This window comes from Marinomonas gallaica (genome assembly GCF_049821165.1).
GTDB lineage: Bacteria > Pseudomonadota > Gammaproteobacteria > Pseudomonadales > Marinomonadaceae > Marinomonas > Marinomonas gallaica.
In genome coordinates, this window is the sequence record NZ_CP187511.1 from 13,516 (window position 1) to 30,181 (window position 16,666).

Annotated in this window: 14 protein-coding genes; 8 read left to right on the plus strand and 6 right to left on the minus strand. The window is 46.3% G+C overall.

Annotation, left to right across the window (positions count from 1 at the left end; translation table 11 throughout):
- Positions 1-3: 3 nt before the first annotated feature.
- Positions 4-1,164: an aminotransferase class I/II-fold pyridoxal phosphate-dependent enzyme gene (locus ACPUEK_RS00055; RefSeq protein ID WP_425641844.1), complete on the minus strand. Its 1,161-nt coding sequence runs from the start codon at positions 1,162-1,164 to the stop codon at positions 4-6.
- Positions 1,165-1,333: 169 nt separating this feature from the next.
- Here ACPUEK_RS00055 and dksA point away from each other — a divergent pair, with 169 nt between their 5' ends.
- The 8 genes from dksA (at position 1,334) to pgi (ending at position 9,962) form a co-directional block, all read left to right on the plus strand.
- Complete coding sequence (gene dksA / locus ACPUEK_RS00060; protein WP_067094957.1) at positions 1,334-1,768, plus strand: RNA polymerase-binding protein DksA; 435 nt, start codon at positions 1,334-1,336, stop codon at positions 1,766-1,768.
- A gap of 3 nt (positions 1,769-1,771) precedes the next feature.
- On the plus strand, positions 1,772-2,653 hold the full coding sequence (gluQRS, locus tag ACPUEK_RS00065; protein ID WP_067215218.1) for a tRNA glutamyl-Q(34) synthetase GluQRS: 882 nt from the start codon (positions 1,772-1,774) through the stop codon (positions 2,651-2,653).
- A gap of 64 nt (positions 2,654-2,717) precedes the next feature.
- Complete coding sequence (locus ACPUEK_RS00070) at positions 2,718-4,139, plus strand: sigma-54-dependent transcriptional regulator (RefSeq protein ID WP_067215222.1); 1,422 nt, start codon at positions 2,718-2,720, stop codon at positions 4,137-4,139.
- A gap of 550 nt (positions 4,140-4,689) precedes the next feature.
- Positions 4,690-6,114, plus strand: coding sequence for a polynucleotide adenylyltransferase PcnB (gene pcnB, locus ACPUEK_RS00075; protein WP_417506628.1), 1,425 nt, complete (start codon positions 4,690-4,692; stop codon positions 6,112-6,114).
- Positions 6,115-6,123: 9 nt separating this feature from the next.
- Positions 6,124-6,609, plus strand: coding sequence for a 2-amino-4-hydroxy-6-hydroxymethyldihydropteridine diphosphokinase (gene folK, locus ACPUEK_RS00080; RefSeq protein WP_067030358.1), 486 nt, complete (start codon positions 6,124-6,126; stop codon positions 6,607-6,609).
- 3 nt (positions 6,610-6,612) lie between these two features.
- Positions 6,613-7,440, plus strand: a complete 828-nt coding sequence (panB, locus tag ACPUEK_RS00085; protein ID WP_425641847.1) for a 3-methyl-2-oxobutanoate hydroxymethyltransferase — start codon at positions 6,613-6,615, stop codon at positions 7,438-7,440.
- Complete coding sequence (gene panC, locus ACPUEK_RS00090; protein WP_425641848.1) at positions 7,437-8,288, plus strand: pantoate--beta-alanine ligase; 852 nt, start codon at positions 7,437-7,439, stop codon at positions 8,286-8,288. The genes panB and panC overlap by 4 nt, the downstream gene beginning before the upstream one ends.
- A gap of 30 nt (positions 8,289-8,318) precedes the next feature.
- Positions 8,319-9,962, plus strand: a complete 1,644-nt coding sequence (gene pgi / locus ACPUEK_RS00095; RefSeq protein ID WP_067215234.1) for a glucose-6-phosphate isomerase — start codon at positions 8,319-8,321, stop codon at positions 9,960-9,962.
- A gap of 69 nt (positions 9,963-10,031) precedes the next feature.
- Here the strand turns inward: pgi and ACPUEK_RS00100 are convergent, their stop codons facing one another.
- The 5 genes from ACPUEK_RS00100 to carB form a co-directional block, all read right to left on the minus strand.
- On the minus strand, positions 10,032-10,760 hold the full coding sequence (locus ACPUEK_RS00100) for an SDR family oxidoreductase (protein ID WP_425641849.1): 729 nt from the start codon (positions 10,758-10,760) through the stop codon (positions 10,032-10,034).
- A gap of 123 nt (positions 10,761-10,883) precedes the next feature.
- Positions 10,884-11,450, minus strand: a complete 567-nt coding sequence (locus ACPUEK_RS00105; RefSeq protein WP_067215240.1) for a DUF1566 domain-containing protein — start codon at positions 11,448-11,450, stop codon at positions 10,884-10,886.
- Entirely contained in the window at positions 11,443-12,813 is a 1,371-nt protein-coding gene (locus tag ACPUEK_RS00110) for a DUF1566 domain-containing protein (RefSeq protein WP_425641850.1), read from the minus strand. The genes ACPUEK_RS00105 and ACPUEK_RS00110 overlap by 8 nt, the downstream gene beginning before the upstream one ends.
- A gap of 143 nt (positions 12,814-12,956) precedes the next feature.
- The gene (gene greA, locus ACPUEK_RS00115; protein WP_067030337.1) at positions 12,957-13,433 is read right to left on the minus strand and encodes a transcription elongation factor GreA; all 477 of its coding nucleotides are present in this window, start codon (positions 13,431-13,433) and stop codon (positions 12,957-12,959) included.
- A complete protein-coding gene (gene carB / locus ACPUEK_RS00120) occupies positions 13,433-16,651 on the minus strand; it encodes a carbamoyl-phosphate synthase large subunit (protein WP_067215245.1) in 3,219 nt (1,072 codons plus the stop codon). Before carB ends, greA begins: the two co-directional genes overlap by 1 nt.
- Between the last annotated feature and the right edge of the window lie 15 nt (positions 16,652-16,666).

Below are 16,666 nucleotides of genomic sequence, written 5' to 3' on the forward strand. Positions count from 1 at the left end.
ACTTTAAGAGGCCATGAATCGCTCAATCCGCAGCAAGGCTTGTTCAATTCGATCACAATCACAGGTATAGGCAAAACGCACATATTTATGCGCCTCTTTGTGCCCAAAATCCGCACCTGGCGTCAGTGCAACATACTCTTGTTGCAACAAATCTAAACACCATTGCATTGCATCTGTCGTAATCGACGACACATCAACATAGACATAGAACGCGCCTTGTGGCGCTGACGCAACAGGCAATCCCAATCGCTTCAAACCATCTATTAAGGTAAGGCGACGTTTCGCTAAGGTCTGACGACGACTTTCACACTCTGCCAGCACATCTGGCTCAAAGGCTCGAAGTGCCGCATATTGCGCAACAGATGACGCAGAGATGAATAAATTTTGCGCCAGTTTTGTTGCGCCTTCGATGGCCCACTCTGGCACCACAATCCAGCCTAAGCGCCAACCCGTCATCGCGAAGTATTTTGAAAAGCTGTTCACGACAAAAATATCATCACTGATGCTTAACGCGGTAAAATCGCGCCCTTCAAATACCAATCCTTGATAAATTTCATCCACCAACAAATGGCCACCCTGTTGCTGAACAATCGACCACGCTTGCTGTACGTATTCCTGAGACAACACTGAGCCGGTTGGGTTAGCCGGAGACGCTAACCACAACCCTGTTGTCTGATCACGCCATTCGCTTTGCAACTGCTCAAGATCAATCTCGAAGTTGTTCTTACTGAAACATTCCAACATACGAGCAGTCGCACCCACTTGTAATAAAAAATGGCGATTACAAGGGTAGCAAGGGTCTGGCATGAGCACTTCTGAACCCACTTCCGCCATCAGCGAACTAAGCAATAACAAAGCGCCTGACGCGCCTGGCGTCACGACGATACGCTCTGAGCTCACGTCAACGCCATAACGCTGTAAATAAAACTCACTGATCGATTGCCTCAACTCAGGCAACCCTGTCGCAGAGGTATAACCGGTTTTGCCTGCGTTGATCGCCGCAATGCCCGCTTCATTGACCGCTTGCGGAGCACTGAAATCAGGCTCACCAACTTCTAGGTGGATAACATCCTGACCCGCGGCCTGTAATTGCTTTGCTCGCGCCATCACTGCCATCACTTGAAATGGGGCTATTTGTTCGACGCGTTTTGCTAATGTCTGCATACTAAATCTCTAACGTCCGTAAATATGCTTGGAAAAGAATAACGTTTTTTGCGCAAAAAATGTGGTTATAACTCGGATTATCTGATAACTTTCCGCCCGAAAAATTAAACCACTTTAACTTAATGTAAACAGGTTACCACAAGGAACACCTGGGAAGTGAGGCAAGACTATGCCAAGTAAAAATCCTGAATCATTGATGAAAGACTTTACACCTTACGTTGCGGCGGACGGTGAAGAGTACATGAACGAAAAACAATTGGCGCATTTCAAAAGCATCCTTCTCAACTGGAAGCAAAACCTGATGGAAGAGGTTGATCGCACCGTTCACAACTTACAAGAAGAAGCGGTGAACTACGCTGATCCAAACGATCGCGCCAGCCAAGAAGAAGAGTTTAGCCTAGAGTTACGCGCTCGAGATCGTGAGCGTAAATTGGTTAAAAAAATCAACCAAACCATCGAGCGTATCAACGAAGACGACTACGGCTTCTGTGATGAGTGTGGCATTGATATCGGCATCCGTCGACTTGAAGCTCGCCCTACTGCAAGCATGTGTATCGATTGCAAAACACTTGCTGAAATAAAAGAGAAGCAAATCGGCAACTAAACCATGCCCAATGCTTATCGCGGCCGGTTCGCACCATCGCCTACCGGCCCGCTTCATTTCGGCTCTTTGCTCAGTGCCGTTGCGAGTTACTTAGATGCTCGCCAACAACAAGGTACTTGGTTAATTCGCCTAGAAGATGTCGACGGCACTCGCTGCCAAGACTCTTTTCAGCAAGCTATTCTCGATACATTAGCCAGTTATCATCTTATTTCTGATGAGGATGTAGTGCGTCAATCCGACCGCCAAAGCCTTTATCAACACTTCTTAGAACAACTCATTACATCAAACCTAGCCTACCCTTGTCAGTGCACCCGCGCGTCTTTAAAGGCCAATAGCGGACTACACCCAAATCAATGCCAATGTGATATGAACCATCCTCACTCATGGCGCGCATTCTGTGAAGTCGGCCGCTACGAATATTGTGACCCTATACAAGGCAAACAATATTTTGATATTAGCCAACCATCGAATCACCCAGTATTAAAACGCAAAGATGGCTACTTTTCTTACCAGTTAGCGGTAGTGGTAGACGACCACCTACAACACATTAGCCATATCGTACGCGGTGCCGATTTATTAGACACCACCGGTCAACAACTCTGGCTTTACCAACAATTTGGTTGGCAAGCACCAGCTATGATGCACTTACCCCTTATTGTGAATGAATTCGGCGATAAAATAAGTAAACAAAATCATGCTAAAGCCATTCCAAATGGGGAGCGACAGGTTCTACTACGGGTATTGTATTATCTAGGTTTTAAAGACGCCCCTCGGGACTACTCGTTGCTACAATTGCTATCTTGGGCAACTGAGCACTGGCAACCTACACAACTATCCCAAGCAAACCTTGCATTGCTTGATACAGACCAACACCTCATCCAATAGCCGCACTCGCACCCCTGCTAAAAGTGAGTATAATCGTGACACCAAGTTACAAGGGGTGACAAAAATGTATCATGTTATGGTGATTTGCGGTGATCACTCACCACTAAAAGAAGTGGATCGCTGGTTAAGCCGAAATGGTTTTCACGTCAATATTAGCCAATCAATCGACCAAGCCATTAAGCATTACGAATTAGATGACTTCGAGCTACTTCTGATTGATGCAGACGTTGCCCCAGACGACGCCTTAACTAAAATAAAACATCAAACGTTTATTATTTTTGATCAACGCCCAAGCTTAAATGCCGCCATTGAATACATGTCAAAGGGCGCGAACTACTTTATTCCACTGCCTACCGATTCGGACACCGTCTTAGCGCAAGTGATCGCAGCACTGGAAAAACCTAAACAAGACAAAAGTATTCAATCGCCAACCACACCGGAGAACATCAGCTTATTCGCGTCGAGTGAAACTTCGCCTAGCACCCCTAAACTCGGCTCTCCAGAAAGCGGCATTATTGGCAACAGTCCCGCCATGCACACTTTGTTTGATGAACTTGTAAAAGTTGCCAAAACAGATGCCACAGTCCTAGTTCATGGTGAGTCTGGTACGGGTAAAGAACTGGTGGCCAAGTCGATCCATAATTTATCTAAGCGCAAAAATAACGCACTCATCAGTGTCAACTGTGCTGCCATCCCCGAAAATCTTATCGAATCAGAGCTTTTTGGTCATGAAAAGGGCGCCTTTACTGGCGCGGTATCAGCACGAGATGGGCTTATTATGGCCGCCGATGAAGGGACTCTATTCTTAGATGAAATCGGTGAGTTACCACTTGAAGCCCAAGCACGGCTATTACGAGTATTACAGGAAGGCGAAATTCGTCGAGTCGGCGCGGTAACGTCAAGCCATGTCGACATCCGCTTAGTGACCGCAACACACCGAAACCTTTTGCAGATGGTGCAAAACGGCATGTTCCGTGAAGATTTATATTACCGCCTGTACGTGATGGAGCTATCCGTGCCCGCTCTAAGGGAGCGTGGTGAAGACATTTCCCTCATCGCTAAGGTACTGCTTGAAAAAGCCTGCAAGAAGCATGACAAAGCGCTACCGCGATACACCAAAACATTTGATGCAGCAATACGTTCACATCAATGGCCCGGCAATGTACGCGAATTAGAAAACGCCTTAGAGCGTGCAGTCATTCTTAGCCCCGAGGGAAAATTGGATGCTCACAACCTCAAGTTAAAGAACAGGGAAGGTCATGCAATCGTAACAAAGACAGAGCATAATGACGCCGCTTCCGATACCCCTTCAGCGTTCGTGATCGAAGGTTCCACTCTTGATGATTACTTCAAGCATTTTGTCTTGACGCACCAACATAAAATGACCGAAACACAGCTTGCACAATCTCTGGGCATATCCCGAAAAAGTCTTTGGGAACGGCGTCAAAAACTCAAAATACCACGAAAAGTAACAGAACAAAAGTAACACTTGATACCATGCTACCCACAAAACCCGACTAAAATCGTAAACAAAGTGCACAATTTTACGAAAAAATCCTTACTTTTCAGTATATTGTAAAAAGTGGCACAACAAATGCCTTATATATGACACAACGATAACAAGATTGACGATAATAAAAATAAGTTAATCATTGTAAACGTTCCTTCAAATAAAAATAAAACATAAGGAACACCGTAGTCTCTTAAAACAAAAATAAAATTTGAGACTACGGATGGAAAAATCGCTTTGGATAATTGATTTTTTTAGATATGCAAGCCGTTTAGGCGATGAAGACATTGCAATAATAAAAATAAAACTTGAGTAGAACTGCAGAAGCAGCACGAACTTTGTTTTCGGAACTAGTATCTTCATGTATCCAAAGCGATTATTTTATTTTCGCTTTTTTCTGCAATACCCTTTCTTATTATTACCCCCTCTTATCGTATTCCTTTGTATTCCTTCTTTGTTTATCGTGTAACTTCCATCTCACCCGTGTAGAATATTCAAACCCATCAATAGTTGAATTATTTATATAATGCTTGCAGGTTTTAAGTCTTTGGTTCGTAAAGCGACTTCCCTTTTTGGCTCAGACGAGTCTCGAAAACTACCTCTGGAAATTCCCAGAGACAAACACACGTTCTCGAGAAAGAACATCAGCCCCAACGCGCTGAAAGTTCTTTACCGATTACATGAAGCAGGATTCGATGCCTACCTCGTGGGTGGCTGTATCCGAGACCATCTCATAGACATTGAGCCTAAAGATTTCGATGTGGTGACTAACGCCACCCCAGAACAAGCTCATGCATTGTTTTCGAATTCACGCCTAATTGGTCGCCGCTTTAAACTTGTCCATGTCACCTATGGACGGGAAATGATCGAAGTATCTACTTTCCGCGCCAATACTGCTGCACAACAGCCAGCAGAGATGGACCAGAAAAAGTCTTTGAAAGACAAAGATACGGCCAAATCGTCACATGGCATCATCCTAAGAGACAATGTTTACGGCAGCATCGAAGAAGATGCTGAGCGTCGTGATTTTACATTCAATGCCTTGTACTACAACATCGCAGATTTCTCGATTAACGATTACTGCGGTGGCCTAGAAGACATTGCTAATCGTCAAATACGCATCATTGGGGATCCTCGCCAGCGCTATCAAGAAGATCCCGTGCGTATGTTGCGCGCGATCCGATTTGCCGCCAAGCTAAACTTTGAGATTGAAGCGGAAACAGCCGCGCCAATCAAAGAAATGGCGCACCTATTGGATCACATCCCACCCGCTCGTTTATTTGAAGAAGTGCTGAAGTTATTAGGCAGCGGCTATGGCGCCGCTACATACACCTTGCTGCGTGAATACGGTTTATTCAAATATTTATTTCCTGACACGGATGCTCTACTCAAGAGTGGCTGGCACCGTAAAGACATCGATCCTGAAGCCTTTATCTTACAAGGTCTAAACAATACTGATCAGCGTATCCAAAGTGGTCGCAGTACGGCACCTTACTTCTTATACGCTATCCTATTATGGCCAAGTGTGTCACTTCGTCACGAAGAGTTTGAAAAGCAAGGTTTGCCTGAAATGCCTGCACTGCATCAAGCTGCCACCATGGTGTTAGATAATCAGGTGGCCTCGACGGCGATACCGCGTCGCTTTTCTACCCCGATGCGTGAAATTTGGGATTTGCAGTTCCGCTTACCTAAACGCTATGGCAAGCGTGCCTTAACACTTTTGCACCATCCTCGCTTCCGTGCCGCTTACGATTTTCTATTAATTCGCGAACAAAGCGGAACAGAAATGGGTGGATTGGGCGACTGGTGGACCAACTTTCAGCAAGCACCCGAAAATCAGCAACGCGACCTCATTAACAAAGCCGACGAACGCAAAACCGATGGTGTAAAACCGAAACGCCGTCGCCCGCGCCGTCGTAAAAATAATGCAAAGCAAACACCGGAAGAGTAAATCAGCGAAATGAACCATGTATACATCGGACTGGGAAGCAATTTAGACAACCCATTGGCGCAGCTGAAAAGCGCATTAGAGGATCTACAAAAGCACAGTGATATTCACAATTTCACATGCTCATCATTGTACTCAAGCAAGCCAGTTGGTCCCCAAGACCAACCCGATTACATTAATGCCGTCGCCTATTTCAATACGGAGCTCGATGGCATTGCTACGCTCGATTTATTGCAAAGCATAGAACAAGCACATCGCCGCATTCGCGAGCGCCATTGGGGGCCTCGTACCCTCGATTTGGATATACTACTATTCAACCAGGACGCCATAGAGCTTCCACGCCTGACCGTACCCCATCCTTTTATGCTAGAACGCGGGTTCGTGATCCGTCCCTTGCTGGATCTAGCGCCAGAGCTGCTACTGCATAATGGCAAAACTGTTGCAGAGCATGTCAGTCAACTTGATACCAGTGACTTGGTAGCAATAAAAGAAGCGTAAGTTATGTACTCAGACACGTCAGTGAAGAAACCCACTCGCCCTATCACCCTTTCTAAACTACAACGAATGAAACAGGACGGTGAAAAATTCACCTGCCTTACTTGCTACGATGCCACCTTCACCCATGCCATGAATCAAGCGGGTGTAGAAACGATTTTAGTGGGTGACTCATTAGGCATGGTAGTACAGGGCCAAGACAGCACGCTTCCGGTTTCCATTGACGACATGTGTTATCACACAGCCGCCGTAAAACGCGGTAACAGCCATGCTTTCATACTGACCGACATGCCTTTTATGAGTTATAGCTCCCCAAATCAAGCACTCGACAACGCCGCTAAACTGATGCAAGCAGGTGCTAATATGGTTAAGCTTGAAGGCGGTAGCTGGCTCGCAGATACAGTGCGCTTACTGTCTGAACGCGGCATTCCGGTTTGCTCACACCTTGGCTTAACGCCGCAAGCCGTGCACAAGCTGGGAGGCTATAAGGTTCAAGGCCAAGACCAAGCCGCTGCCGATCTTATCCTGAAAGAGTCGTTAGAATTAGTAGAGGCTGGCGCAGATATCTTGCTGTACGAATGCATCCCTGCCGCACTCGGTAAAATCCTAACGGATGCCATTAGCGTCCCCGTTATTGGCATTGGCGCAGGCGCTGATACAGATGGCCAAGTATTGGTTATGCACGATATGCTGGGGATTAATATTGGCCGTCCGGCACGTTTCGTAAAAAACTTTTTAACCAACGGTCGTACCATCGAGCAAGCTTTTTCAGCTTACGTTGAAGAGGTTAAAAACGGTTCATTCCCTGCATCTGAGCATACATTTGACGCATGAAAACATTTCACACGATTGCTGAACTTCGCACAGCTTTAAAAAGCGAACGCCTACAAGACAAACGTATTGCCTTTGTTCCTACCATGGGGAATCTTCATGAAGGGCACATGGATTTAGTTCGTCGAGCTCGTCAAGAAGGAGATGTCGTCGTCGCTTCTATCTTCGTTAACCCGATGCAATTTTCAGCGAATGAAGACCTCGAACGCTACCCTCGTACGCTAACAGAAGATCAGGCATTGCTAGAGAGCAATACTTGCGACTATTTATTCGCGCCCTCGGCATTGGAAATGTACCCTGACGGGAAACGCAGCCAAACTCAAATCGAAGTGACTGGTTTATCTGATATTCTATGTGGTGCAACACGCCCGGGACACTTTGTGGGTGTCGCTACCGTCGTCACAAAACTTTTTAACATCGTCATGCCTGATTGTGCGATATTTGGTAACAAAGATTTTCAACAATTAAAAATCATTGAAGACATGGCTCGCGACTTAAGCTCAAATGTCAAAGTCATTGGTGTAAACATTGCACGAGCTGAATCAGGTCTTGCTATGAGCTCACGCAATGGTTACTTAAGCGCTGAAGAACTCAGCATCGCGCCGACCATTTACCAAACCCTTCTATGGGCAAAGCAAAGCATCTTAGAAGGTCACGTAAGCTACGCTGACATTTGCGAACAAGCTCTACAGAAGCTTGAAGCAGTGGGATTTGAGCGTGACTACTTTGAAATACGTGCACAACACGATTTACTAACACCATCAGAGAAAGAGAAGCAACTAGTGATCCTAGTTGCCGCCTATTTGGGCAAAGCACGGTTGATCGACAATATAACTGTTGAACTGCCGTAATACTCTTACACTCAACCTAGGGAGATTGTCATGAGCTCACCAACGCAACTAACCGCGTGGCAAGCACTGGCACAACATCAGCAGGACATGGCTTCGGTACATATGACTGAGCTATTTGCTGACGACGCGACACGTGCCAAGTCTTTCAAAACATCCGCTGCAGGGTGGACATTAGACTACTCTAAAAACCGAGCAAACACCGACACCATAAAACTGCTACTACAATTGGTAGAGCAAGCAGGTATGAAACCAGCCATTGAAGGCATGTTTAATGGCGAGCCTATTAACAACACAGAGAACCGTTCTGTGTTGCATGTCGCCCTTCGTGCTAGTAAAGCTCAAGAGACTCTAATGGTTGATGGTGTGAACGTACTGGATGAAGTGCGCAGTACATTGAAACAAATGGAGACATTCGTTTCTCAGCTACACAGTGGTAAATGGCGCGGCTACAGTGACAAGAAAATCACCGACGTCGTATCCATCGGCATTGGCGGCTCCTATCTTGGACCCAAGGTCGTTGCTGAAGCGTTAACACCCTACAAACACGATGATATCGATGTACACTTTGTCGCCAATATCGATGGCTCAGACATCACAGATAAGCTCAAACGACTGAATGCTGAAACCACTGTATTCATCGTCTCATCTAAGTCTTTTGGCACGCTCGAAACCTTACACAATGCCAATGCGGCACGTGCGTGGTGTCTTGATCAGGGCGTACCTGAAACGGATATTAAAAAGCACTTTGCTGCGGTAAGTTCGAATGTCGAAAAAGCCGTTAACTTTGGTATGGCTGAAGAAAACATCTTCCCTATGTGGGACTGGGTGGGTGGACGCTACTCACTTTGGTCTGCGATCGGACTGCCAATTGCTGTCGCCGTCGGCATGGATCATTTTTATGAGTTACTGGATGGCGCTCACGCCATGGACAAGCACTTTGAAACAGCACCTTTTGATCAAAACCTTCCGGTAATCATGGGCGCATTAGGCGTTTGGTACAGTAACTTTCACAACGCTCAAACTCACGCCTTGATCCCTTATGATCATTACTTACGCGCCATGCCTGCGCATATTCAGCAGCTGGATATGGAAAGTAACGGCAAAGCGAACTTAGTCGATGGTTCAGGCGTGGCGACCGATACAGGCCCCATTATTTGGGGTGGCGCTGGTACAAATGGTCAGCATGCTTATCATCAGTTATTACATCAAGGCACACGTCTTGTTCCAGTCGATTTTATTGCGCCCTTGAAAACACATAACCCCGTTGCTGATCACCACGCACAGCTGTTTGCAAACTGCGTCAGCCAAGCGCAAGCCTTAATGGTCGGCAAAAGCTTGGAGCAGGCAAAGCAAGAGTTACGTGATGCGGGCGCAAGTGAAACTCAAGTCGAAGAGATTGCACCGCACAAAGTGATTCCGGGTAACCGCCCAAGTAACACTCTACTTACCGAGCAACTTACTCCGTTCACAACGGGTTCGTTAATAGCCCTATACGAACACCGTACCTTTGTTCAAGGTACAATTTGGGGCATTAACTCGTTCGACCAGTGGGGCGTTGAGCTAGGCAAAGTATTGGGCACAGACATCTATAATCGCCTTGTTAATGAAACTGACAATCAGCAATTAGATGCCTCCACTCAAGCCTTGATCATGGCCTTTAAAGACGCACAATAAATGTATTTAAACGCTATAAATTAAAAAGGGCCGTCATTTTATGACGGCCCTTTTCTCATCAATGTCTTCCTATAAATCAAAGTTTGTTGGCATGACAACCACATCTCGAATGGTCATTCCTCGAGGCCGCGTTAACATAAATAAAATAATCTCAGCGATCTCGCTGGCTTCAACCAAACTTCCAGACGCTTTCGCTGCCTCTAACTGCTCTTCAGGCCAATCATCCAATAAAGAGGTAATCACAGGGCCTGGTGACACAGATCCAATCCGCAAACCATCTTTAAATACCTGTCGACGCGTTGTTTGCACAAAGCAATCAATTGCCCATTTTGAAGACGCATAAACCGGCTCCCATGGTGTTGGGAAATGCGCCGCCAAGGAACTAGTAACGATAATGTCACCCGTTTTTTGAGGGGCCATATGGCGAATGACATCGCGCACGTTTTTCATGACCACATTAATGTTTAGATGCAGCATTCTGTCGATCATATCGGGATCCGAGTCCACCAGATCCCCTCCAACATATAAACCCGCATTAGCATGAAAAATATCAAGAGGCCCTTCGATCAAACTTATAATTTGGGGCATCAACGTTTTACAGGCATCTCTATCAAGCAAATCCATAACTAAAGGCTTTGCCTTATCGTAATCCTTGCAAACCCGCTCTAAAGCGCCTGCATCACGATCCACTAACACAACCGTGGCACCATACTCCAACATTGCTTTTGCACTGGCCCAGCCGATGCCAGATGCAGCGCCAGTAATCGCCGCATTTTTACCGAGAAGTGATTGGCGCATAACAGTGTCCTCTGCTTAAATTTTATTAATTTGCATTCAGACACCCATTATTGACCTTAAAAAGCACGACTTCTCACACACTAAACCGCAAGAAGTAATGCTTTTTTGCGCATATGCCTAACCTTAACGAGCGTCTCGCACCAACCGGAAGAAACGGACGTAGTTATATTCGCCAACTGAGGTTCTCTCCAAAATCCCCGTTGAAAAACTCACCGCCCAAACATAGGTATCGTCGGCATCGTAATAAGACGTTGGCGTTGAAGTAAAGAGCACCATACTATTAAGTGTTGCCGAGTCATCCGCCGCCTCAGTATTTTTTAACGGAAAAACATCTTCATTTTGAGACGGACGAGTACATTGCTCTTCGACAATACTGCGTAACTCTTTTACATTCGGCAAACGCCAGTCATCAAAACCAGCAAAGCCATCGCTCTCGTTAATCGAGTCGATATGCTCTACGGCACCAACAAAAGTCGTTTGCAAAGGACTTCCTGTGCGACAATCCGCTCCAGAAAATCCCTCCACACAACGCTTCCACATAAGCCCCGTAGCATGATCCGTCACAACACCTTGCTCTTCGTTAACCGTGAAACGCGAAGCAGGCGCTGTTGGATCGATGGTTGAGGTACTGCAAGCCGCGTAAGCACTTCCTAAAAAAAAGCTGATTAAGAGTAACGTTAACTTATTCATGGGCCGTCCTTACTAACATGACACCAACACTGGTTCCTTTAGACAAGCCATCCACTACACCAAGCAGCTGTCCATTCGAACGAAAATCTCGTAAATAAACACGCCATGCTCGACTGGAATCATCGTAATAAGGCGACGTGGTCCAAAAACTATCAACTAGTGTGTCATCCGACATTGGGAAGTAATTTGTATCTAATGCAATCGTTGAACGACGAGCAAAGTTGTGACCATAATAAACAATACTCAACAATTCATTTGAAGTAGGTAAACGCCAATCACTGAAACCACATAGATTCTCAAGATTCACGCGAGCCACAAAGTCAGAAGTATTGCAGAAGCCATCTACATCGTTATAGCCGAAACAAGTATCTGGTGAATTTAAATTACTTTGCGTCCCTTCGGTTACACCTGAGCCACTCAACGACGGCTCGTACCAAGTAAATGCATCATCGGCATCGTGTAAACCAGAGCTAAGAGTGCCACCACGAGCACTGTCTCCTGCTTCTTTCACTTCCCACATAAGACCCGTTACGTTATCCAATACGCAATGCCACTCTTCAGAATCGGCCGTTAATACGCTGCCATCATCTCCGATCTTACTGAAACTAAACCCTGCAATACCATCCTCATCACCATTTGCCATGGAGTCTACATCACGGCCAAAACTACAATCTTGACCCGATGCTAACCGATCCCCCCCTTCGCATGTCTCTTGATGAGTGTCTGAACTTACCGCAAAACGAGACCCTGTATCGTTTAACTCTCGCACCTGAGCTAAATCAGCCACATTCACGCCATTATCTTGAGGAGTAACCACCTTAATCGGACTAAAGCCGCTCACAGTCGTGGAAGCCAATGATTCCTTAGCAACCACCGCAACATAATAAGGCGTGCCATTGGATAAATACGCCTCAGGAGAGGTGTAGGTCGTCGCCTCTAGACTGTCTACGGCGATCAACAAGTCCGCCAAATTACTGTCCGCGGTAATTTCATTGGTAGAGTAATAAACCGTATAAGCGCCAGCATTCGGTGTTTCATTCCAACGCAGTACAACTTGCTGATTTGCTGCGATCGCAACCAATGACACCGGTGCTTGCAAGTCTGTATCGACGGTATAATCAACAGGATCTACAGGCTCTTCTGGCGTTGTAGGCTCTTCTGGTGTTGTAGGCTCCTCTGGTGTTGTAGGCTCCTCTGGTGTCGTAGGCTCCTCTGGTGTTGTAGGTTCTTCTGGTGTCGTTGGGGTTGTCGGTGTCGTAGGCGTTTCAACATCGCCGCCATCACCGGTATCACCACCCTCCTCTGCTTCGCCACAACCAGAGAGCGCGATCACACAAAATAAAGTTAGAAATAGTCGCTGCATAGGACGCTTCCGTATTGAGTAAATTGAGATTGCCAGTGATACAACTTAACGGCGAATCTTACGATATATTGACTTATAAAAACAAAAAAACGCTAAGAAGTCTCCCTCTTAGCGTTTTTTGATTATGCGAAAACACATCTAAATTAGATGTGTTTTACCGTTTCAATTTCATAAACCACTTCACCAGCTGGAATTTTTACAACAACTTCGTCGCCTTCCATTTTGCCAATGATCGCTTTTGCGATAGGTGATGCATAAGAAATCATCTTCGCTTTCACATCTGACTCGTCATCACCAACGATTTTGTAAGTAACGGTTTCTTCTGTATCAACGTTAAACAAGGTTACCGTTGTACCGAAAATCACTTTGCCAGTATGGGCAATCGCTTTCACATCGATGACTTGAGAATCCGATAGCTTACCTTCAATCTCAGAAATACGACCTTCACAAAAACCTTGCTCTTCACGAGCTGCGTGATATTCAGCATTTTCTTTCAAGTCGCCATGTTCACGTGCAGACGCGATGTCAGCAATCACACGTGGACGAACAACTGATTTAAGATGGTTAAGCTCAGCGCGTAAACGCGCTTCGCCTTCAACCGTCATAGGTACTTTTTTCATTATTTCCCCGTATGCAAATCTTGTAATCTTCTGACTTTGATCTCTTCGCCTTGGCTACTGATCGCCAAGCTAGTTGCTTCTGCACCCGCTAGGGTTGTGGTGTAACACACCTTACCTTGCAATGCTGTGCGACGAATAACCGAAGAGTCCGCAATCGCTTGCGTACCAGAAGTTGTATTAATGATGTAGCTGATATCGCCGTTTTTCAACATATCGACAACATGTGGGCGACCTTCATTTACCTTGTTTACTTTCTTAACTTCGACACCGTGCTCCGTTAGGTACTTAGCTGTACCACCCGTTGCAATCAGTTTGAAGCCTAATCCAACAAGGCGTTTTGCCACATCCACAGAGCCCGGCTTGTCTTGGTCACGTACTGAGATAAACGCATTCCCAGACGTCGGTAACACCGTACCGCCACCCAACACAGCTTTACCAAAGGCTTCAGCAAACGTATCGCCAACCCCCATCACTTCACCCGTAGATTTCATCTCAGGGCCAAGAATTGGGTCAACACCTTGGAACTTGTTGAATGGGAAGACTGCTTCTTTCACACTGTAGTAGCTAGGAATAATTTCTTCCGTAAAGCCTAGTTCAGCAAGTGATTTACCTGCCATAACCAATGCCGCTACTTGTGCAAGTGAACGACCGATACACTTAGAAACAAATGGAACCGTACGAGATGCACGAGGGTTCACCTCGATCACGTAGATTTCACCGTCTTGCACAGCAAGTTGTGTATTCATCAGACCAATAACGCCTAGCTCAAGCGCCATGTTCTTAATCATCGCACGAATGTCATCTTGAACATCCGCAGGCAATGAGTAAGGCGGCAATGAACAAGCTGAGTCACCAGAGTGAACACCCGCTTGCTCAATGTGCTGCATAATGCCGCCAATCACGACTTCTTTACCGTCAGAGATACAATCGATATCGATCTCGATCGCTGAGTTAAGGAAGTGATCAAGCAATACTGGGCTGTCGTTAGACACTTTCACTGCCGACGTCATGTAGCGCGTCAGCTCTTTCTCGTTATAAACGATCTCCATGGCACGACCACCCAGTACGTACGATGGACGTACAACCAGTGGGTAACCAATCTCAGCCGCTTTCACAATCGCTTGCTCCGTAGAACGAACCGTCGCGTTTTTAGGTTGCTTATAACCTAAACGCTGGATCATGCTTTGGAAGCGTTCACGGTCTTCGGCACGGTCAATCGCTTCTGGTGTGGTACCGATGATTGGCACGCCTTCGTTTTGTAGAGCACGCGCAATTTTAAGCGGCGTTTGGCCACCAAACTGTACAATCACACCTGTTGGCTTCTCTTTACGAACGATCTCAAGTACGTCTTCAAGCGTTACTGGCTCAAAGTACAAGCGATCAGACGTATCGTAGTCAGTCGATACCGTTTCAGGGTTACAGTTCACCATGATGGTCTCGAAGCCGTCTTCGCGTAAACCTAGCGCTGCGTGTACACAACAGTAGTCAAACTCGATACCTTGACCGATACGGTTTGGACCGCCACCTAGGATAATGATTTTCTCTTTATCACTCGGCGCAGCTTCACATTCGTCTTCGTATGTGGAATACATGTAAGCCGTGTTAGAGGCAAACTCTGCGGCACAAGTATCAACACGCTTGTACACTGGATGTACGTTTACAAGGTAACGACGTTCACGAAGAGACTTCTCGGTTACATCTAGCAATGCTGCTAGACGTGCATCAGAGAAACCTTTGCGCTTTAGGCGGCGCATGTAGTCGTAATCAAGCTCCGCAAGACCCGTCACTTTCAGCGCTTGCTCTTCTTTAATCAGATCTTCGATTTGCACCAAGAACCATGGATCAACACCCGTAAGCTCGTAAATCTCTTCCATGCTCATACCAGCACGGAAAGCATCACCGATGTACCAAATACGATCGGCACCTGGTGCTTTCAGCTCACGCTGCAAAATTTCTTTGCTTGCATCATCTTCAAGATCAAGCTGTGGATTGAAGCCGTCAGAGCCTGTTTCAAGACCACGCAATGCTTTCTGCATCGACTCTTGGAACGTACGGCCAATCGCCATAACCTCACCAACCGACTTCATTTGCGTCGTTAGGCGATCGTTTGCTGTTGGGAATTTTTCGAATGTGAAACGAGGAATTTTCGTTACAACGTAGTCGATTGAAGGCTCGAAGCTTGCTGGTGTAAGACCACCGGTAATATCGTTTTGCAGCTCATCAAGAGTGTAACCAATCGCCAATTTCGCAGCGATTTTTGCAATTGGGAAGCCCGTTGCTTTCGAAGCCAATGCAGATGAACGTGATACACGAGGGTTCATCTCAATCACGACAAGACGACCTGTTTCTGGGTCCATACCGAACTGTACGTTCGAACCGCCTGTTTCGACACCGATCTCACGCAATACCGCCAAAGAGGCGTTACGCATGATTTGGTATTCTTTGTCTGTCAACGTTTGTGCAGGCGCAACTGTGATCGAGTCACCGGTGTGAACACCCATGGCATCGAAGTTTTCGATGGCACAGACAATGATACAGTTGTCGTTTTTGTCACGAACAACTTCCATCTCGTACTCTTTCCAACCGATCAAAGATTCGTCGATTAGAAGTTCGTTGGTTGGCGAAAGATCCAAACCACGCGTACAGATTTCTTCAAACTCTTCCATGTTGTAAGCGATACCACCACCGGTACCACCCATGGTGAAAGAAGGACGAATAATACAAGGAAGACCGACTTCACTTTGTACTTTCAGCGCTTCTTCCATGTTGTGTGCAATGCCAGCACGTGGACATTCCAGACCAATGGCTTTCATTGCTTCATCAAAACGGTGACGGTCTTCTGCTTTATCAATCGCATCCGCTGTCGCACCAATCATCTCAACATTGTATTTTTCCAAAACACCGTGACGCTCAAGATCCAGCGCACAGTTCAATGCTGTTTGACCACCCATTGTCGGAAGAACCGCATCTGGACGCTCTTTTTCGATGATTTTCTCAACCGTTTGCCATTCAATAGGCTCGATGTACGTTGCATCCGCCATAACAGGGTCTGTCATGATGGTCGCAGGGTTCGAGTTAACTAGAATCACTCGGAAGCCTTCTTCACGAAGGGCTTTACAGGCTTGTGCACCTGAGTAGTCAAATTCACAGGCCTGACCGATAACAATCGGGCCAGCACCCAAGATTAAGACGCTTTTTATGTCAGTACGTTTTGGCATAGTCTTCTCGTTCTC